Raw genomic sequence first — 19,855 nt, forward strand, 5'->3', positions numbered from 1 at the left:
TTTAGAAGGTTCTACCGATAGTGAACGTGAAGAACTCTTCATCGTCGCCATCAAATTTCTTAATTGGTTTCGCTAGTGAGAATACTAGTGGTCCCATTGGAGACATCCATTGCAACGCCGCACCATAAGATGAACGGTAGTTGGTTGGATCTGAGTAATCGTAGTAGTAACGGTCGCCGTATTCAGCACCAGAACTGCGGTAATCGAATTCCGTATCCCAAACACTTGCCATATCAAAGAAGATACTGGTACGAATTTGGTTACGAACTTCATCCGAAGCAAATGGGGTTGGTACGATCAACTCGATACTTGCAAGCGCTACCGCGTTACCACCAACAGAATCATCTGTTGCGGTGTCAGCACCGTTGTTTGAGCCTGAGTAATCACGGTAAACCGCTTTCGGACCTACTGAGTTAGAGCCGAAACCACGTAGTGTTGTAAAACCACCTGCGTAGTAGTTTTCGTAGAATGGGAACAAGTTATCGTTGCCATCCGTTTGACCATAACCGTTACCATAACCTAGACGACCACGGAACAAGAGCGTGAACTCATGCTTCTTGGTTAATGGCACGTATTGACGAACATCATACTGCATCTTGAAGTATTGAACGTCAGAGCCAGGTACGGTCATCTTGTAGAATGCACGTTGGTGGTTACCTGCTGTCGGGAAGTAACCACGGTTCAGGTTGTTACGTGTCCACGAGATGTTGAAGTCAAAGTCATTAGTATTCAATGCGCCGCTAGAATCAATGTTGTCAGCTTGCGCTTGTAGGAACTGTTCTACCTGTAGGTAAGGTGACAAGTTACCGATCTTGTTGTGGGTGTAACCAACACCGAACTCAAAGCGGTTCAGTTCGTCAAATGGGAAGCCCCATGTCAAACTTGCACCATAGCTTTGGTTGGTATAGTCAACGATACCCGCTTCAGATGCTTCGAACTCATCGTAGAAGATCTTACCACCCAAACTTACACCATCTAGGTTCCAGTATGGGTCACGGTAGTCCAAGCTCACGTTTTTCTGGTAGTCGTTCATCATCGCGTTAATACCAACACGGTTACCACTACCAATAAAGTTGTCTTGTTGTAGACCAACTTGGAAGCTCACGCCTGATTCAGTACCGTAACCTACACCGAAGTTTACGCTGCCTGAGTTAGCCTCTTTTACGGTATATACAAGATCAACTTGGTCATCGCTGCCAGGTACACGGACCGTTTGAACCTCTACATTTTCGAAATAGCCAAGACGGTTTAGACGCGTTTTACCCGTTTCGATAGATTTCGAGTTTAGCCAGCTACCTTCCATCTGACGCATTTCACGACGCAATACTTCATCTTTCGTCGAGTTGTTACCCGTAAAGCGAATATCTCGTACATAAATACGGTTGCCTGGGTCAACGTTCACAATCAAAGAAACTTGCTTGTTCTCGTCATCAAACTCAGGGATGGTATTGACTTGTGGGTAAGCGTAACCAGATTCACCAAGTACGCGCTTAATGCCTTCTTCCATCGAAGTCACACGAGAACCATTGTATGTCTCGTTATCTTCAAATGGCACAAGCTTTTCGAATTCCGCCTCTTCACCAATCAGGTTGCCACGGAATTTTACGTCCTTAACGGTGTAAACGTCGCCTTCTTCAAGACCAAGTGTAATGTATACGCCTTTTTTGTCAGGAGAAATCGCCACTTGTGTCGAATCAACGTTAAATTTCAGGTAACCACGGTCTAGGTAGTAAGACTTCAGAGCTTCGATATCACCAGCAAGCACTTGCTTTTGGTATTTTTCGTCCGCTAGGAAGTTCCACCATGGCACATCAACATTTAGGTTGAAACGAGAAAGAAGTTCTTCGTCAGAAAAGACTTCATTGCCGATAAAGTTGATTTGTTGAATTTTCGCCGAAACACCTTCGGTGAAGACGAATTTCAAGTCAGAACGGTTACGAGGCAATGGAGTAACAACCGCTTTTACCGTTGCGTTGTATTTACCAACACTGTAGTAAAAGTCTTCCAAACCTTTTTCGATGTTGCTTAGCGTTGTACGGTCAAGCGCTTCACCTTCACGAACACCAGAAGCATTCAGGTTTTCTTGTAGCTGCTCGTCCTTGATTGCTTTGTTACCCGAGAATGAGATGCTCGCAATAGTTGGACGTTCTTTCACTTGAACAACCAGAACATCACCATCACGCAGTACTTTTACATCTTCGAAGTTACCCGATGCGTACAATGCACGAATGATCTCTGCAACATCGCCTTGGTCAACGGTGTCACCGACACGTACAGGCATTTTCAGCAACGCGGCACCTAGTGCGACGCGCTGCAATCCATCGATTTCAATATCTTTAACTACAAAGTTCTCTGCTCCATTTGCAGATACACTGGTCGCCAGTAAACTTGCAAACAGAATTCGCTTAATCGCCATACTTGTTCTAATTATTCCTTGCTACTACTTTTGTCTCTGAACTATCACAGACGAGTAAAATCATTAAATAGCGCTAACGCCATGAGCGAGAAGATAATCGCACCACCAATTCGATACCCCATTTCCTGTACTTTCTCAGGAACTGGGCGTCGGATGACCGCTTCAATTGCGAAAAATAGCAGATGACCACCATCCAACATTGGTAAAGGAACGAGGTTAATAATACCTAGGTTAACACTAATTAGTGCCAGAAAACCTAAAAAGTAAACCAGACCGTAGTCTGCTGTCGCCCCTGCTCCTTTGGCAATCGAGATTGGTCCACTCAAATTGTTCAGACCAACATCACCTACAATCAGTTTCTTAAGCATACTGATTGTAAGTCCAATAACTTGACCAGTTTTGTCAATCGCTTTGCCAATAGACTCGAATACACCAAACTGTAATTCGAAGCGATAACTTTCTGGCCATTCTGCGACTTCAGGTGCGATACCCGCAAAGCCAACGACTTGTTTGTTAGCTAGCTCACGACTACCCGGTGTCAGTGTGAATGATTGCTCCTCACCTTGACGCAACACCGTCAGTTCCATTGGCGTATCTGGGTTAGAACGAATGGCTTCTACCACTTCATCCCATTTAGAAATCTTATTTCCATTAATCGCAATGATCTTATCGCCAGCTAGCAGACCTGCTTTCTCTGCAGCACCACCTTCGCTTACTTGCGCTAACTCCGTAAAAATCTCTGGAGTATATGGCTTGAAGCCCAACGATTGCATCGCTGATTGTGTTTCTGGATCAAACTTCCAATCACGGATATCAAGTGTCTTCGTGACTTCTGAACCCACTTCGTTTGCAGAAGAGAGTGTCACTGTCATCGAATCATCACCAATATGAGAAACTAATCCCATGTTGACTGATTCCCAGTCCGGAGTTTTGATGCCTGAGATAGATTTTAGTTCCATCCCTGATTCAATTCCTGCTTCTGCAATGATTGAATTGGGCGTAACTTCACCAATTACGGGTTTAACCGCTGGAACACCGATCAGGAAAACCAGCCAGTAAGCCACAATGGCAAAAAGGAAGTTAAAAATAGGACCTGCCGCCACGATGGACGTGCGTTTCCACAAAGGCTTTTGGTCGAAAGCTAAGTGCTTTTCATGCTCTGGGACTTCATCAACACGGCTATCCACCATTTTGACGTAGCCACCCAGAGGGATCATAGAGATGCTGTATTCTGTTCCATCTTTGCCTACCTTGCTCCAGATAGACTTGCCAAAACCGATGGAAAACTTTTCAACTTTTACACCACAACGACGCGCGACCCAAAAGTGACCATACTCGTGCACGGCAACTAAAATGCCCAATGCAACGATAAAAGAAACCAAATTCCACAAGATACCAGTCATTAGCTACGCTCGCGTAAAAAGTCTAAGGCGATAGTTCGTGACATTCTATCTAGCTCTATCAAGCTTTCCAAGCTATTCACATTCTCAGTTGTATGGCTTGCAGTGATTTTGTTCAAAACTGATTCATTGATGCGAGCGATATCTGTGAAACCAAGGCGGTTATTTAAGAAGGCATCAACAGCAACTTCGTTCGCTGCATTCAATGCCGTTGTTGCATGTTGCCCTTCGTAACAAGCATCAATCGCTAGCTTTAAACAAGGGTAACGAGCAAAATCAGGCTGAAGGAAAGTTAATTCTCCAACTTGAGTAAAATCGAGTGGTTTCACCCCAGCATCCACACGCGATGGGTAAGACATTGTCAATGCGATTGGTGTTGCCATGTCAGGCTCCCCCATTTGCGCTAACACAGAGCCATCACGATATTGCACCATAGAATGAATAACCGACTGAGGGTGAATGATCACTTTCAACTGCTCACGAGCAGCATTAAATAACCACTTCGCTTCAATGTATTCGAGACCTTTGTTCATCATGGTTGCAGAATCAACCGAGATTTTTGGTCCCATTGACCAGTTCGGATGAGCAATAGCTTGCGCTGGGGTTACGTTTTCTAACTCTGCAATATCGGTATAGCGGAATGGACCGCCTGATCCGGTAAGAAGAATCGAAGAAATACCATGCTCTTCAAGATTGCAACGACCCAAGTTGGTTTGAACTTGTTGCGGAAGACATTGGAAAATAGCATTGTGTTCACTGTCGACGGGAAGCAGCTCTGCACCATGTTCTGCAACCGCATCAATAAACAGTTGGCCTGACATCACTAGCGCTTCTTTGTTCGCTAACAGCACTCGCTTGCCCGCTTTTACCGCTGCCATCGTTGGCAACAGGCCCGCGGCACCGACGATTGCTGCCATTACGCTATCCACTTCCTCTAACGCAGACACATGGCAAAGCGCATCAATACCACCTAACACTTCTGTGCTTGGAGAAACTGAAGCTAGCTCACTTTGTAGAGCCACAGCCGCCGCTTTATCCGCCATTACCGCGTACTTAGGTTGCCATTTACGACAAAGTGCGACCATCTTTTCAACGTTCGTGCTTGCCGCTAATGCGACGATAGAAAACAGCTCAGGGTTTTGTTCAACCACTTTTAGTGTGCTTGCACCAATTGAGCCTGTTGCACCAAGAATCGTTAACTTTTGCATGATGTAAGACCGTTAGAAAAATTCAGGAGCGACGATGCCGCTCCCGATAAATTAGAATACGTAGTAAAGAAGAGCAAATACTGGGAATGCAGCAGTTAGGCTGTCGATACGGTCAAGAATGCCACCGTGTCCCGGAATGATGTTGCTGCTGTCCTTGATACCTGAAACACGTTTGAACATGCTTTCGACTAAGTCACCAAGAACAGATATCACAACAGTAATCAGAGTAATCATCACCATATGAAGTGGGCTGGTGAATTGGATATCGAACCAACCTGCGAATAACCATCCGACAACTAATGCTGCGATGATGCCGCCAACCAAACCTTCAATTGTCTTATTCGGGCTCACATGAGGCGCCATTTTGCGTTTACCCATGCTTTTACCAGCAAAGTAAGCGCCGCTGTCTGCAGCCCATACCAAGAAGCAAACGTACAGCACAAGTTTTGCGCCGTGGTATGGATCTACTGAAATATCAGAAGCTCTAAGAATGATCACACTCCAAAGAAAAGGGATCAATGTTAGAAAACCGAATACATGACGAAGAGCTTTGCTACCTTGCCATAAATTGGTGGTTTTAGGGTAAGTGATTGCCATCCCACTTGCGATAATCCACCATACAAAGCCAAGCGATAATACTGCGTAGTGTGGCATTGCTAGTTGATTTAAGCTGGTTGCGTCTGGCGAAATGAATAGAAAACTTAGTCCGGTTACAACGGCTGCCGGAACAAGCGCAGCAATACGTGAATTGCTTTCTGTAAACTGGGTCCACTCCCAAAAGCCTAATAGCGTTACCGCAGTCAAAGCGATAATGAAGCCAATTAGGGGTAATTTAAAAATACCTAAAATAACCAGGGGAGCTAAAATTAGTGCTGTTATTATTCTCTGTTTCAAACTAACTAGTCCTTATTGAGCAGCCATTAATGCCTTTACTTGTTCACCAGTACAACCAAAACGACGCTCTCGGTTAATAAACCAAGTCACAGCCTCTACTAAGCTGTCTTCGTCAAACTCTGGCCAGTACTCGGGAGTAAAGTACATTTCTGCATACGCCATTTGCCACAGCATAAAGTTACTGATGCGGCACTCACCACTCGTACGAATCAATAGATCCACTTCAGGTAAGTCTGACATCGTCAAATGCTGGGAAATTAACTGCTCGTTGATATCCTCTACACGGATCTCACCGTTGCGAGCTTTGAGCGCTAACGTTTTTGCCGCCTCTGTGATGTCCCATTTACCGCCATAGTTAGCAGCAATGTTGATCACCATCCCCGTGTTGTTCGCCGTCAGTGCTTCTGCTTCGACAATTTTACCTTGTAAGCGCTCGCTAAAACGACTGGTATCGCCAATAACGCGCAAGCGTAAATTGTTTTTATGCAGCTTTTTTACTTCGCTCGATAAAACAGAAATGAACAGCTCCATCAGTAGCCCCACCTCTTCTTCAGGTCGACGCCAATTTTCGCTGCTAAAAGCGAATAAGGTCATGGCTTTAATGCCGAGTTTAGAAGCGGCTGCAACGGTCTTACGAACGGCACTAACGCCTTTTTTATGACCGAATACGCGAGGTTTTCCTTTGGACTTAGCCCAACGACCATTACCGTCCATGATGATGGCAATATGCTTAGGGAGGGAATCAGAGAAGGCTTGAGAATTTTGCATAGGGAGTTAATTGAGTTCCATCAGTTGGATAGACTAACACAAAAAAACGCTGCACTGTGAGCACAGCGTTTTCCAACAGTGATGTGGGTGGGAGTATTAAACTTCCATCAACTCTTTTTCTTTTGCAGCAAGAACTTCGTCGATCTTCTTAACTGCAACGTCTGTCAGTTTTTGGATCTCGTCTTGTGCTTTGCGATCTTCGTCTTCAGAGATTTCTTTATCTTTTAGAAGACCTTTTAGGTCGCTGTTTGCGTCACGACGGATGTTACGAACTGCAACACGTGCGCCTTCAGCTTCACCACGAACGATCTTAACTAGGTCTTTACGACGCTCTTCTGTTAGCGGTGGAAGTGGAACACGGATGATTGTGCCAGCAGACATTGGGTTTAGACCAAGATCTGACATCATGATTGCTTTCTCAACTTTTTGAGTAAGCTCTTTGTCGAAAACTGTGATTGCTAGAGTACGAGCGTCTTCAGCAACAACGTTTGCTACTTGGTTAAGAGGAGTAGCAGCACCGTAGTACTCTACAGAGATACCAGATAGTAGGCTTGGGTGCGCGCGGCCAGTACGAACTTTAGAAAGGTTGTTCTTTAGCGCTTCAACGCTTTTGTCCATGCGCTCTTGCGCGTCTTTATTGATTTCGTTAATCACGGTTTCACCTTAAAAATGTCATCTTTCCTGAAGAAAGCCTAAAAGGGTTGAGCAAAGCGAAACGCCATCCAACCTAGCGTGGATGGCGTTTAGGATTATGCGTCAGCGTTGATCAGCGTGCCTTCAGCTTCACCCATAACCACGCGACGTAGTGCGCCTGGCTTGTTCATGTTAAATACACGGATTGGCATTTTGTGGTCACGAGCTAGAGTGAACGCTGCCAAGTCCATTACTTTCAGCTCTTTATCCAGAACTTCTGCGTAAGATAGCTTATCATACAGCTCTGCGTCTGGGTTTGCTACTGGGTCTGCAGTAAATACGCCATCAACTTTCGTTGCTTTTAGAACTACGTCAGCTTCAATTTCGATACCACGTAGACACGCCGCTGAATCTGTTGTGAAGAATGGGTTACCAGTACCTGCAGAGAAGATTACCACTCGGCCTTGACGAAGTTCGCGGATAGCGTCTGCCCAATTGTAGTCGTCACACACACCTTTTAGAGGAATTGCAGACATTACACGAGCGTTTACGTATGCACGGTGAAGTGCGTCACGCATTGCCAAACCGTTCATTACCGTTGCAAGCATACCCATGTGGTCGCCTACTACGCGGTTCATACCAGCTTCCGCAAGACCAGCGCCACGGAACAGGTTACCACCACCGATTACCACACCAACTTGAACACCCAGTTCAACCAGCTCTTTAACCTCTTGAGCCATACGGTCAAGAACCGCTGGGTCAATACCGAAACCTTCTTCGCCTTGAAGAGCTTCACCACTCAGTTTTAATAGAATACGTTGATATGCTGGTTTAGGGTTCGTAGTCATGGAGTTTACCTTCCAAAAGAGAGTTGTCGATTAACAGTCATGAATAGACACAAGTTTGCTGATGACTATTCATCACGGCTAATTTTTTGCCGCTCTTTTCGTAAAAAGACCGCAGCCAAGGCCACGGTCTAATCTTTGCACAAATCTCTAAGGATTAACCTTTTTGAGCTAGTGCTACTTCTTCAGCGAAGCTCATTTCAGCCGCTTTCTCGATACCTTCACCTACTTCTAGACGAACGAAAGTCGATACTGATGCACCTTTCTCTTTTAGCATTTCGCCAACAGATTTCTTAGGTTCCATGATGAAAGCTTGACCAGTTAGAGAGATTTCGCCAGTGAATTTCTTCATGCGGCCGATAACCATTTTCTCAGCGATCTCTTGTGGCTTGCCTTCGTTCATAGCGATTTCAACTTGAACTTCTTTCTCTTTAGCAACTACGTCAGCTGGAACGTCTTCTGGGTTAACGAACTCTGGCTTAGAAGCAGCAACGTGCATTGCAACGTGCTTAAGAGTTTCTGCGTCGCCTTCACCAGCAACAACAACACCGATTTTCTCACCGTGACGGTAAGAAGCGATAGCAGTACCTTCTACGTATGCAACGCGACGGATGTTGATGTTTTCGCCGATTTTAGCAACTAGAGCTACGCGCTCTTCTTCGAACTTAGCAACTAGCTCTTCAGCAGTAGCTTTAGTCGCTAGAGCGTCAAGTGCTACTTTGTCTGCGAATGCAGTGAAGTTACCGTCTTTAGCAACGAAGTCAGTTTGGCAGTTAACTTCAAGAAGAACAGCAACGCCGTTTTCTTCTTTGATGATGATTGCGCCTTCAGCTGCAACGTTACCAGCTTTTTTAGCTGCTTTCGCTGCGCCTGATTTACGCATGTTTTCAATTGCTAGTTCGATGTCAGCGTTTGCTTCTACAAGCGCTTTCTTACATTCCATCATGCCAGCGCCAGTGCGCTCGCGAAGTTCTTTAACTAGAGCAGCAGTTACAGTTGCCATTCTCTATTCCTCGTTTGATTCGAAATAAGGTAAAAAACAGGGGCCTACATTGTCGGCCCCCATTGCTAACTATAACTCAGTCTATGCTACAACAAGGTTTCACATAGACTAAGTGTGACACAGAGCCGCTATTATTCAGCTTCTACGAAACCGTCTTTTTCAGCAACTGCTGCAACGTCTTTGTTGCGACCTTCAGTTACTGCAGATGCAGCAGCGTTTAGGTATAGTTGAACTGCGCGGATCGCGTCGTCGTTACCTGGGATGATGTAGTCAACGCCGTCTGGGTTAGAGTTAGTATCTACCACAGCGTATACTGGAATACCTAGGTTGTTAGCTTCTTTAATTGCAATGTGCTCGTGATCAGCGTCGATTACGAATAGAGCGTCTGGTAGACCGCCCATATCTTTGATACCACCAAGAGATTTCTCTAGCTTCTCCATTTCACGAGTGCGCATTAGAGCTTCTTTCTTAGTTAGCTTGTCGAAAGTACCGTCTTGAGACTGTGCTTCGAAATCTTTTAGACGCTTGATAGACTGACGAACTGTTTTGTAGTTCGTTAGCATGCCGCCCAACCAACGGTTGTTTACGTAGTATTGGTTGCTTGCGATTGCAGCTTCTTTAACAGCTTCAGATGCAGCGCGCTTAGTACCTACGAAAAGAACTTTACCTTTTTTCTCGCCAATTTTAGCAAGCTCAGCTAGAGCTTCATTGAACATTGGTACAGTTTTTTCTAGGTTGATGATGTGAACGCGGTTACGAGCACCAAAGATGAATGGCTTCATTTTTGGGTTCCAGTAACGAGTTTGGTGACCGAAGTGAACACCAGCTTTCAGCATATCGCGCATTGATACAGTTGCCATTTTAAAATCCTCTATGGGGTTAGGCCTCCACATCCCCCATAATTCCGACCAAGCTTCTGCTCAGCACCCCGGAACATGTGACGGAATGTGTGTGATTTAAAGATAAAAAGTTAATCGGAAGAAGCCTGCTTCGCCACTTCTCTAACGAAAAGTAAAGAGAACAGTCCTCGATTCCGGCGCGCTTTATACCATATTTTAGCCCAACATGGCTAGTAAAAATTGTTTCTTACCATTCTAATTTACCTATCACAGTCCCCCTACTCTCTCTTTAATTACATAACTAAACTACAAGTAAGAATGACTCATATTCTTAACTGGCTTGGGTTAGCCACTCGATATCTGATAGAATGCGCGCATTCGCACGTTTGCGTGCTTACGAATAAGTAGAGAAAGCCAATGTCAATCAAGATTAAAACTGCTGAAGAAATCGAACGCATGCGCATTGCGGGCAAGCTAGCCGCAGAAGTTCTAGAAATGATCGAACCGCACATCAAAGCAGGTGTGACAACAGAAGAGCTAAACCAAATCTGTCACGATTACGCTCTAGAGAGAGGCGCTTACTCTGCACCGCTTGATTACCATGGATTCCCTAAATCAATCTGTACGTCGATCAACCACATCGTTTGTCACGGTATACCGGCAACCCAAGATGAAAAGGGTGCTAACGGTCAAATGAAACCTGCGGTCCTAAAAGACGGTGACATCATCAACGTTGATATCACAGTGATTGTTCCAAACGATGAAAACGCAGACCTAAGCGTTCGTCCACAAGGCTACCACGGAGATACGTCTAAGATGTTCCTAGTTGGTGATGTTTCACCAGCAAACAAGCGTCTATGTATGGTTGCACAAGAGTCACTTTACATCGGTATGCGTCAAGTTAAGCCTGGTGCAACTGTTGGTGACATCGGTACTGCAATCGAGAAGTACATTAAAGAAAACAACAAGAACAACCCACGTAACAAGTTCTCTATTGTTAAAGACTTCTGTGGTCACGGCATCGGTGATGAGTTCCACGAAGAGCCACAAGTGGTTCACTACAAGAACAAAGACCGCCGTGTACTAAAAGAAGGCATGTGCTTTACGATTGAACCAATGATAAACGCGGGTAAATTTGGCTGTACTGTTGACGCGCAAGACGATTGGACAGTTTACACCGGCGACGGTAAAAACTCAGCGCAGTGGGAACACACTATCGTGGTAACTAAAGAAGGTTGTGAAGTGCTTACACTTCGTAGCGACGATACCATTCCACGTATGATGAAAAACGTTTAATCGCCCATCACTTTCCCTATCCCCGCTCATGCGGGGATATTTTTTATCTGCTTCAAATTTGTTAGATTGCTAATAGTTTAGCTTGCACGGATAGCAAATATGACCCTTCAGTCTCCTCTTACGTTTACCGATGAACAAATCAATATCGGAGAACTTAAGCAAGAACTTGAAAAATTCAGTTCATACCAAAAAGAAGAATTTCTACAGCACCACCCTGTGACCAACCTTGTTTTGTCACGAGCCGAGTACATGGACTTACTCCTCAATCGTTTGTGGCAACACTTTGGTTTTAAAGACATCCATAATATTTCTCTGGTCGCGGTAGGTGGTTATGGTCGTGGTGAATTGCACCCCCTTTCCGACATCGACATTTTGATTCTGTCGAACAACAAACTGCCTAATGCACTGGAAGCCAAAATCAGTGAGTTCATTACGCTACTGTGGGATTTACGCCTTGAAGTAGGTCATGCGGTTCGTACTGTCGAGGAGTGTGCTGAAATTGGGCGTTCAGATTTAACTGTCGCCACCAATTTACAAGAAGCTCGTTTGCTCTGTGGTAGTGAAGACACCTTCCAAGCGCTGAAGAAAGTGGTGCTATCTGATTCTTTCTGGCCAAGCGAGACCTTTTATCGAGCCAAAATTCAAGAACAGCGCGAACGCCATGCTCGGTACCATGACACGACCTACAATCTTGAACCAGACATCAAATCCACACCAGGTGGTCTACGTGACATTCATACATTAAGTTGGGTGGCACGCCGTCACTTCGGCGCGACTTCATTGTTGGAGATGAGCCGCTACGGATTCTTAACAGATGCCGAATACCGTGAGTTGGTTGAATGTCAGGATTTCCTGTGGCGCGTGCGTTTTGCGCTGCATATTGAACTACGACGTTACGACAACCGTTTGACCTTTGCCCACCAAGCGCAGGTCGCGGAGCACCTTGGCTATGTGGGTGAAGGTAATCGCGGCGTCGAAATGATGATGAAAGAGTTCTACCGTACCCTTCGACGTGTGGCAGAGCTCAATAAGATGCTACTCAAGCTGTTCGATCAAGCCATCATCAATGGTGGTGCAACAGAAGATGCAGAAATCATTGATGAAGACTTCCAACGTCGTGGCGCCTTAATTGAGGCACGTAAGCCCGCTTTGTTCCAAGCTCGCCCAGAGACGATTCTGGATATGTTTCTGCATATTGCCAATGATTCAAGCATCGAAGGGGTTAGCCCACCAACATTGCGTCAGTTGCGTACTGCGCGTCGTCGATTGAATAAATTCTTACACACCATGCCAGAAGCGCGTGAAAAGTTTATGGCATTGTGTCGCCACCCGAACGCCCTACATAAAGCGTTCAGTCTGATGCACAAGCTTGGTGTCCTCGCGGCATACCTTCCACAATGGAGCCAAATTGTCGGTCAGATGCAGTTCGACCTATTCCATGTGTATACCGTAGATGAGCACAGTATTCGCCTGCTCAAACACATTAATACCTTCAGCTACGCAGAGAACCACAGTAAGCATCCGATTTGCTGTGAGGTTTACCCTCGCATTCAAAAGAAAGAGCTGCTTATCCTAGCCGCGATTTTCCATGATATTGGCAAAGGCAGAGGTGGTGACCATTCGGTGATAGGCGAAGGTGAAGCGTACGACTTCTGTATTGAACACGGTTTGTCTAAACCAGAGGCGAAATTAGTAAGCTGGCTGGTAAGGCATCACCTATTAATGTCGGTGACTGCACAACGCCGTGATATTTACGATCCAGATGTGATCACAGAATTCGCCAAGCAAGTACGTGATGAAGAGTACCTTGAGTATCTTGTTTGTCTAACGGTAGCCGATATCTGCGCAACTAACCCAGAGCTTTGGAATAGTTGGAAACGCACCTTGCTCGCGGAATTGTTCTATTCCACCCAACGTGCACTGCGTCGCGGCTTAGAAAATCCCGTCGATGTGCGTGAACGTATTCGCCATAATCAACAAATGGCGTCTGCCCTGCTGCGTAAAGAGGGCTTCTCGGCACGAGAAATTGAGGTACTATGGCAGCGCTTTAAAGCTGATTACTTCTTGCGTCACACCCATAAGCAAATTGCGTGGCATTGCGAGAATTTGCTGCGTATGGAAGACCCAGCAAAGCCACTGGTACTTATCAGTAAAAAAGCGACACGAGGTGGTACCGAAGTATTCGTTTACAGCCCTGACCAGCCCGCGTTGTTTGCTACCGTTGTTGCTGAGTTAGACCGTCGTAACTTCAACGTGCACGACGCACAAATCATGACCAGTAAAGATGGCTATGTACTCGATACTTTTATGGTACTTGACCAACATGGCAAAGCGATTGAAGAAGGTCGCCACGGAGCCGTTACTAAGCACATTACTCATGTATTGGAAGATGGTCGCCCAACCAAGATCAAAACACGTCGCACACCGAATAAACTTCAGCATTTTAATGTAAAAACCAAAGTCGACTTCCTGCCAACCAAGAGTAAGAAACGCACTTTGATGGAGTTTGTCGCTCTAGATACTCCGGGGCTTCTGGCCAAAGTTGGTCGTACATTTGCTGACTTGGGAATTAACCTCCACGCTGCGAAAATTACCACCATTGGTGAACGAGCAGAAGACTTGTTCATTCTAACCAGTGAAGCGGGTGGTAGGCTAAGCGAGGAACAGCAAGCAGAACTGCGTGAGAAGTTGATTGAGAACTTGTCTGAGCCAGTCTCAGCTTAAGAGAAACCTTCCTTTCATCAATAACTAACGTGGGCAAGAACGATAGCGATCTTGCCCACAAGTTGAGCAATTTGGCTAAATATCAGCTATCTAGCTCATTAATGGGCTGCTACAGTTATACGGAAACTAATTCTAGTTATTAGATAGAGGTAGCCTATGTATCCACACCTCACTGGTTTGGGCATCCATGACCCGAAACAGATTGAACGTTACTCCCTGCGACAAGAAGCACACAAAGACGTCCTAAAGATCTACTTTCACAAACAGAAAGGCGAGTTCTTCGCAAAAAGTGTTAAGTTCAAATACCCGCGCCAAGTTAAAAATGTACTGGTCGACAGTGGCAGTCACAAGTACAAAGAGGTCACGGAGATCAACCGCAACCTGACGCTTGTGATCGATGAGCTGAACAAGATAACCAAGCCTGTGAAAGTGGCTGAAGTGGATGTGAAAGAGAAGATACTTTCTGATCTTCGTCATCTAGAAAAGGTGGTTTCAAGCAAGATCGCCGAGATCGAAGCGGATCTGGAAAAACTCAAGTAGTCCGCTCAATTCCTCAAGAATAAAAAAGGGGGTGATACATATACCCAAGTGACTTCAAGATGCAGGATTCAGAGTGTTGTCATTGATTCGAGAGCAAGGAAAACAATGCAGTGTAATAGCCAGCTCTTTCCAAGTTGTTTGACGCAGCAATCGGGTCAATGACACGCTCCCAAAGGGCGAGCTGCCTTGGCTTGTATACTTTGTTGCCGATTCTTGATTTAGACCCACTAAACCTTTAAATCGCCGCCGCGTCTACAAACCAAGTCAGTCTCGCTGAACCTAGCATCTTGAGGTTACTTGGGTATATACCCCCCCTCCTATCTTTCGACTTAATAAAGATAGCCGTTTATCTTACCAACGATTCATCCCATGCAAATCGAGCAAACAACTGCTGCCAAGTCTCATCGATATTGGCTTTCATCACGATTTCTTCATCAGTGAACGGATGCACAAAGCGCAGCACTGATGCATGCAACAATAAGCGATGGGAATCAAATTCCGTGCGATAAAGTTTGTTGTGTTTACCGTCACCATGCGTCGTATCCCCAACAATTGGATGACGCAGGTGCGCCATGTGGCGACGCAATTGATGCTTACGCCCTGTCTTTGGCTTCATCTCCATCAAACAGTAGCGTGTAGTCGGAAACTTACCCGTAGAGTATGGCACTTCCACTTTCGCTAACGGTTTGTATGCCGTTACGGCGTCTTGCGCTTCTTTCTCTTGTGAAGCGAACTTATCAGCGATCTTATCAAGCTCAACTTTCAAGGCGTAATCAAGAACACCTTCTTCTTCAATCCAGCCTCGAACAATTGCATGATAGGTTTTCTCCATTTTATGCTCAGCAAACATAGGCATCACTTGCGATGCGACTTCACTGGATAAAGCAAAAACCAGTACACCTGAAGTTGGGCGGTCCAACCGGTGCAATGGAAAAACATGCTGACCAATTTGATCGCGCAATGTTTGCATCACGAACTGAGTTTCGTGCTTATCCAACCAACTTCGGTGTACCAACATACCCGCAGGTTTATTAACCGCGACAAAATACTCGTCCTGATAAACGATCTCTAGTACCACTGGCTCAACCGATGGTGATGTTTCTTGTTCTGACATTGAGGTTACTTACATAGTTCGTCGATGGTTCGAATGGTTACCAGTAGCTCGGCGTAATGCGGCTCTTGTTTCCATACTTCTGCAAAATACGGCTCGATAGAAAAGCCTCGAGGTAAAGGTTGATTATCTTCAACTAACGCACGCATACGGGCAATAAAGATCCATTGTAACCACTCATGTGGATGCAGCGTGTCAATCGCGAAAGGTTCTGTACTCTGTAGCGCTTCTGCAGAGGGCATAGTTTGTTGCCACAACTCATGATGCTGCAGTTGTGCCTCAAGTTGTTGAAGTAAGTCGACCAATTGGATGTTTGTTGCCATTAATTCCGTCTCGAACCTTGAATTAGCCGAGAATGATACCATTTCTTGTGAAAAGAACATTAGGATGTCGTATTTAATGGAAAACATTCAAACCCTCACTCAGTTGCTAAGCAACAGTCAGTGTGAGTATCAAATCTTCGACCTTGGTCGTCGTATCAAGACCATCGAGCCACAAGTATTTGCTGACGTGGAAAAAGGTCAATGCCCATACCCATTCCCAATGCAGCGAAAAGCACACTTGGCGATCGCATACTGGAATGAGCAAAAGCAACCTTGGATTTGGTTCTTAAAGTTCGAGCTGGATGAGCGAGGTCTGCTAAAGCAAGCGGATATCGGCAACTTCATTAAATACGTCGTAGAAGCGATGGGTACTCGCCTAAGTGAAGAAATGACAGAAGAGCAGCAACAAAAGCTCTCTAACAACCCATACACCTTCAAACCCGCAGAAGAAAAGATGGCAGTCTTCCATAGCCAAGTTCGCGCAAACTTGGACTTACCCACCAGCCAATACTATGAGCATACTCAGCACTACTTTACGGGCGGTTTAGGCTGGGAAAACTGGCAAACAGTTGGTCTGCAAGGTATTACTGATATGGCGGCACGTCTGGGTAAAGAGCAAAATGCCGTGACTTTGCGTAAAGCCCTTAACTACTTACCCAATGAACCGCTATACGCCCTACTTGGCGCGTTAGAGCATGTTGATTTGCAAGAACGTTTGGCTAAGCGCATTGCAGAGAAAGCGCAGCAAGAGATCGAAAGTAACGAGCCCGATCTGTTCTTACTCTCAGCTTTAATCCGCTCTTTAGCAGGCGCACCAACCGAGATTTCCTTGTCAATCTTGAAGGCAATTTTACAAAGCCCACGCTTAAGCCATCAAGAAGTACTAATCGGTATTGCAGGTCGTACGTGGCACCTACTGGCTGATGCTAGTATTGCTGAACAATTTTTATTGCGCCTCGCACAAACTGGTAATCAGGCTTTATTTAATCAGCTATTTGCCGATTTAGTTATGCTGCCAGAGCTAAGAATGGTATTGCTGCCTTTGCTGCACTCTAGCCCATCGGAAGAGCTAGCGACTGCATTGGTGAAACTGCAGCAAGCAACAAAGGGATAATGAAGGATTAGGGATGATCGGTGACCTATTGGCCATTTTAGGACTGTGCTTTTTCTGCTTTTTGTTTTGGCAACAACGACGTCAATCAGAGTTGGCAAAAGCGGCGATTACGCGTAAATGTGAGCAGTTAGATCTTCAACTGGTAAGCATCGCTTTTGGTGCCCATAAACTGAAAACGCCAGACGGAATCTGGCGTTGGCATACAGTGTATCAATTTGAGTTTTCATCTCTTGGTGATGATTGCTACCAAGGTGAATTGACGATGATCGGGTTTAGGCCGCTGAACTTTCACCTACCGCCACATCGCTTGTAAATTCCATTTCAAAGTTAGGGCCGTAAAGGTCCTTGCTCTCTTTCGTCTTTATAAATCCTAGTTTTTCCAGTACTGCCATGGATGCTTTGTGATGGCTATTCACATTTGCTTTGACTTTGTTTAGCCCAAGCTCACGGCATGCTTTCGGGAAAAACGCCTTTAGCGCTTCTGTCGCTAACCCTTTACCCCAATAAGCTTTATCAAAGATAAACCCTAGCTCAGGTTCATGATCTAGGTTTGAAATGAACACGTGTCCCATATAATCACGGCTGGTACTTTCAAGCACCGCCATACTGTGGACATTCTCATCATCCAGAATCTTCTCAAACAGTTGTTTGGCAGAAGACACCGTATGAGGTCCATTCATCTCTGCGCGATTTTTAGCACAGCAATTCAACATCACGAACTCTAGTTGCAACGACTCATTGTAGGGTAGAAGAAGCATTCTTCTGGTTACTATGGTCACATCTGTTCCTTGATTACAGCAAACTTAATTTATCCACATAACAAAAGTTCAATAGCTTTGAACATGTTATGCGGCACATAACGCCTTTTTGAGAAGCCGAAAGTTAAACCAACTGATTGGAAAGGATATTGATCTGGATTGTTTTTTATTCAGTGTTATGAGGAATTTATAAATAATGTGATATTGCCACTTTCAATCATCCCAAAATATGAAAGGGCTTAAATAAGAAAGACCCCGACACAAGCGTATCGGGGTCATAGTCTTACTCGCAGCAGTCCGGCTACTAATTAGTGCTCCATGCATCATCCATAATAGTGGCTGATTCCGTCAGCGTAGTCCTTACGTCGCCGTCCTAGCGGTGTCCTTATCATCCTGATAGCTAACATTCCCCGTTAGCGCACATCACTTGTTCCTTGAGCGGTGTCCCTTGCATCATCCTGATGCTGTCCCTACCTCAATCCTATGAGGGGTCCATTGTCTATCCTTAGTCATCAACATCCCATTGATGATTGTGTCCTTACAATGTCCTACGCTCCTTGCTTGATCATTCATCCTGAATAACCAAATCGTCTTCCTGACGATAACCAAATCCTTGGTGCTTTCCTGTTCCATGTCTGCTTCCTGCCGACAAGGTTTAATTTACGCTTTTCCCTTCAAATCACAATCTACCCTAGAAAATCTTTTGGCAAAAAACTTAGTTAAAAACATGTTAAATTCACACTTTTCAATAGCTTAGATTAAATATTTTCTATTTAACTGATGACGAAATCGTTTTCTCTCACAACCACTGTGAGAGATCTCGCACAAGGCTCTGCCGAAATTGCTATTCGCTAAAATCGACCGTGCAAAGTATGATGATAGAAGTCATTTTAGTATGGATAAATTATGTTAACTCAAGACGTCACTAAAGAGCTGGAAGCCGTGATGGAACAACTGCAACAGCAGGGTAAAGAACCCACTGTGGCTCTGGTAAAAGCTCGCATGAAAACACCTGTGCCTATGCCAGCACTGATTGCAACTATTAAAAGTTGGAAGAGCGCAAACCGCATTCCGAAAGTTGAAGTCGCAGTCCAAAAACCAAAAGAAGAGGATCGCATTGCTGCACTTGAAGAGACAGTAGCCAAATTGACTGCTCGCGTTGAAGAACTCGAAGCGAAATTGAGTGAGAAAACATCATGAAATTATGGGTAGACGCGGATGCCTGTCCGAAAGTTATTCGCGAAACAATCGTACGCGCGGCTGAACGTACTGGTGTTGAATGTACATTTGTGGCAAACCATGTAGTGCCAGTACCCAAGCGTGCCAATATTCACTCTCTGCAAGTACCAGCGGGCTTTGATATTGCCGACAATGAAATCGTTCGTCGTGTAGAAGCCAATGACTTAGTGATTACCTCTGATATTCCATTGGCAGACGAAGTGATCAGCAAAGGAGCTCAAGCATTAAGTTCACGAGGCGAGTTATATACTAAAGACACCATCAAAGCGCGTTTGAACATTCGTGATTTCATGGACACCATGCGCTCAAGCGGTATTCAAACAGGCGGTCCTGCGGCTCTGTCTCAAACTGAACGCAGAGAGTTTGCTAACCATTTGGATCGTATTTTAGCCAAATTTAAGAAGTAAAACTCTCACCTTTTAAATTGAGCCAGTTGATCAACACCTGGCTCATTAGTGAATATTTTGTACTCAGTCTTGCATACAAAGCGTGTTATCACTCCCATTCGCATTGTCTCACTTATTTTTTTAACCTTTTCGATATAGACCCAATATGCAACTTAAATTATTTTGAACGGCGTTTTTAATAACTTTGTAGAAAATAATGGGCTTTAATATCCTTTCCAGTGGAAGCTATCTGCCAGTCAATCAATGGTCAGATCGGGAGATGGATCGCTTCCTAAAATTACCCTCAGGGACTTGTCGAAACAAATTTGATGTTGAATATCGTCATGTAGCCAGCACG

Annotated in this window: 19 protein-coding genes; 7 read left to right on the top strand and 12 right to left on the bottom strand. The window is 45.0% G+C overall.

Annotated elements, in window-relative coordinates:
• Window position 1: 1 nt before the first annotated feature.
• The 9 genes from bamA to rpsB form a co-directional block, all read right to left on the bottom strand.
• Window positions 2-2,416 (bottom strand): outer membrane protein assembly factor BamA, encoded by a 2,415-nt coding sequence (gene bamA, locus AACR11_RS10205; protein WP_005446169.1) that lies wholly within the window; start codon window positions 2,414-2,416, stop codon window positions 2-4.
• A gap of 44 nt (window positions 2,417-2,460) precedes the next feature.
• On the bottom strand, window positions 2,461-3,819 hold the full coding sequence (gene rseP / locus AACR11_RS10210; RefSeq protein ID WP_009698640.1) for a sigma E protease regulator RseP: 1,359 nt from the start codon (window positions 3,817-3,819) through the stop codon (window positions 2,461-2,463).
• Entirely contained in the window at window positions 3,819-5,024 is a 1,206-nt protein-coding gene (ispC, locus tag AACR11_RS10215; RefSeq protein WP_029789627.1) for a 1-deoxy-D-xylulose-5-phosphate reductoisomerase, read from the bottom strand. The genes rseP and ispC overlap by 1 nt, the downstream gene beginning before the upstream one ends.
• Window positions 5,025-5,075: 51 nt before the next feature.
• On the bottom strand, window positions 5,076-5,918 hold the full coding sequence (locus AACR11_RS10220) for a phosphatidate cytidylyltransferase (RefSeq protein ID WP_005446172.1): 843 nt from the start codon (window positions 5,916-5,918) through the stop codon (window positions 5,076-5,078).
• Window positions 5,919-5,930: 12 nt separating this feature from the next.
• Window positions 5,931-6,686, bottom strand: coding sequence for an isoprenyl transferase (locus AACR11_RS10225; RefSeq protein WP_005446173.1), 756 nt, complete (start codon window positions 6,684-6,686; stop codon window positions 5,931-5,933).
• Window positions 6,687-6,782: 96 nt separating this feature from the next.
• Window positions 6,783-7,340, bottom strand: a complete 558-nt coding sequence (gene frr, locus AACR11_RS10230; RefSeq protein WP_005446175.1) for a ribosome recycling factor — start codon at window positions 7,338-7,340, stop codon at window positions 6,783-6,785.
• Window positions 7,341-7,435: 95 nt separating this feature from the next.
• A complete protein-coding gene (gene pyrH / locus AACR11_RS10235; RefSeq protein ID WP_005446177.1) occupies window positions 7,436-8,167 on the bottom strand; it encodes a UMP kinase in 732 nt (243 codons plus the stop codon).
• 154 nt (window positions 8,168-8,321) lie between these two features.
• Window positions 8,322-9,167, bottom strand: a complete 846-nt coding sequence (tsf, locus tag AACR11_RS10240; protein ID WP_005446179.1) for a translation elongation factor Ts — start codon at window positions 9,165-9,167, stop codon at window positions 8,322-8,324.
• Between the two features lie 131 nt (window positions 9,168-9,298).
• Window positions 9,299-10,027, bottom strand: a complete 729-nt coding sequence (gene rpsB, locus AACR11_RS10245; RefSeq protein ID WP_005446181.1) for a 30S ribosomal protein S2 — start codon at window positions 10,025-10,027, stop codon at window positions 9,299-9,301.
• Window positions 10,028-10,423: 396 nt separating this feature from the next.
• Here rpsB and map point away from each other — a divergent pair, with 396 nt between their 5' ends.
• The 3 genes from map to AACR11_RS10260 all read left to right on the top strand — a co-directional run bounded on the left by map (window position 10,424) and on the right by AACR11_RS10260 (window position 14,566).
• Window positions 10,424-11,302, top strand: coding sequence for a type I methionyl aminopeptidase (map, locus tag AACR11_RS10250; RefSeq protein ID WP_005446183.1), 879 nt, complete (start codon window positions 10,424-10,426; stop codon window positions 11,300-11,302).
• Window positions 11,303-11,401: 99 nt separating this feature from the next.
• Window positions 11,402-14,026, top strand: a complete 2,625-nt coding sequence (gene glnD, locus AACR11_RS10255; protein WP_009701987.1) for a bifunctional uridylyltransferase/uridylyl-removing protein GlnD — start codon at window positions 11,402-11,404, stop codon at window positions 14,024-14,026.
• Between the two features lie 156 nt (window positions 14,027-14,182).
• Entirely contained in the window at window positions 14,183-14,566 is a 384-nt protein-coding gene (locus tag AACR11_RS10260; RefSeq protein WP_005436760.1) for a DUF3461 family protein, read from the top strand.
• Window positions 14,567-14,912: 346 nt separating this feature from the next.
• Here the strand turns inward: AACR11_RS10260 and truC are convergent, their stop codons facing one another.
• Window positions 14,913-15,680, bottom strand: a complete 768-nt coding sequence (truC, locus tag AACR11_RS10265) for a tRNA pseudouridine(65) synthase TruC (RefSeq protein WP_009701984.1) — start codon at window positions 15,678-15,680, stop codon at window positions 14,913-14,915.
• 5 nt (window positions 15,681-15,685) lie between these two features.
• On the bottom strand, window positions 15,686-16,000 hold the full coding sequence (locus AACR11_RS10270) for a YqcC family protein (RefSeq protein ID WP_009698643.1): 315 nt from the start codon (window positions 15,998-16,000) through the stop codon (window positions 15,686-15,688).
• 76 nt (window positions 16,001-16,076) lie between these two features.
• On the opposite strand from AACR11_RS10270, the gene AACR11_RS10275 reads away from it, so the two are divergent.
• Together AACR11_RS10275 and AACR11_RS10280 are read left to right on the top strand one after the other, a co-directional pair.
• Window positions 16,077-17,114 carry a DUF3549 family protein gene (locus AACR11_RS10275; protein WP_009698644.1) on the top strand — a complete coding sequence of 346 codons (1,038 nt, stop codon included), beginning with the start codon at window positions 16,077-16,079 and terminating at the stop codon, window positions 17,112-17,114.
• Between the two features lie 13 nt (window positions 17,115-17,127).
• The gene (locus AACR11_RS10280) at window positions 17,128-17,427 is read left to right on the top strand and encodes a DUF3301 domain-containing protein (protein ID WP_005446190.1); all 300 of its coding nucleotides are present in this window, start codon (window positions 17,128-17,130) and stop codon (window positions 17,425-17,427) included.
• On the opposite strand, the gene AACR11_RS10285 is transcribed toward AACR11_RS10280, so the two are convergent.
• A complete protein-coding gene (locus AACR11_RS10285) occupies window positions 17,387-17,872 on the bottom strand; it encodes a GNAT family N-acetyltransferase (RefSeq protein WP_029790440.1) in 486 nt (161 codons plus the stop codon). The genes AACR11_RS10280 and AACR11_RS10285 overlap by 41 nt on opposite strands.
• Window positions 17,873-18,778: 906 nt before the next feature.
• On the opposite strand from AACR11_RS10285, the gene AACR11_RS10290 reads away from it, so the two are divergent.
• Both AACR11_RS10290 and AACR11_RS10295 read left to right on the top strand, forming a co-directional pair.
• The gene (locus AACR11_RS10290; RefSeq protein ID WP_009699553.1) at window positions 18,779-19,072 is read left to right on the top strand and encodes a hypothetical protein; all 294 of its coding nucleotides are present in this window, start codon (window positions 18,779-18,781) and stop codon (window positions 19,070-19,072) included.
• Window positions 19,069-19,518, top strand: a complete 450-nt coding sequence (locus AACR11_RS10295) for a YaiI/YqxD family protein (RefSeq protein WP_005446198.1) — start codon at window positions 19,069-19,071, stop codon at window positions 19,516-19,518. Before AACR11_RS10290 ends, AACR11_RS10295 begins: the two co-directional genes overlap by 4 nt.
• The last annotated feature ends 337 nt before the right edge of the window (window positions 19,519-19,855 follow it).

The organism is Vibrio sp. L85, from assembly GCF_963871815.1.
In the GTDB taxonomy this organism is placed as follows: domain Bacteria; phylum Pseudomonadota; class Gammaproteobacteria; order Enterobacterales; family Vibrionaceae; genus Vibrio; species Vibrio harveyi.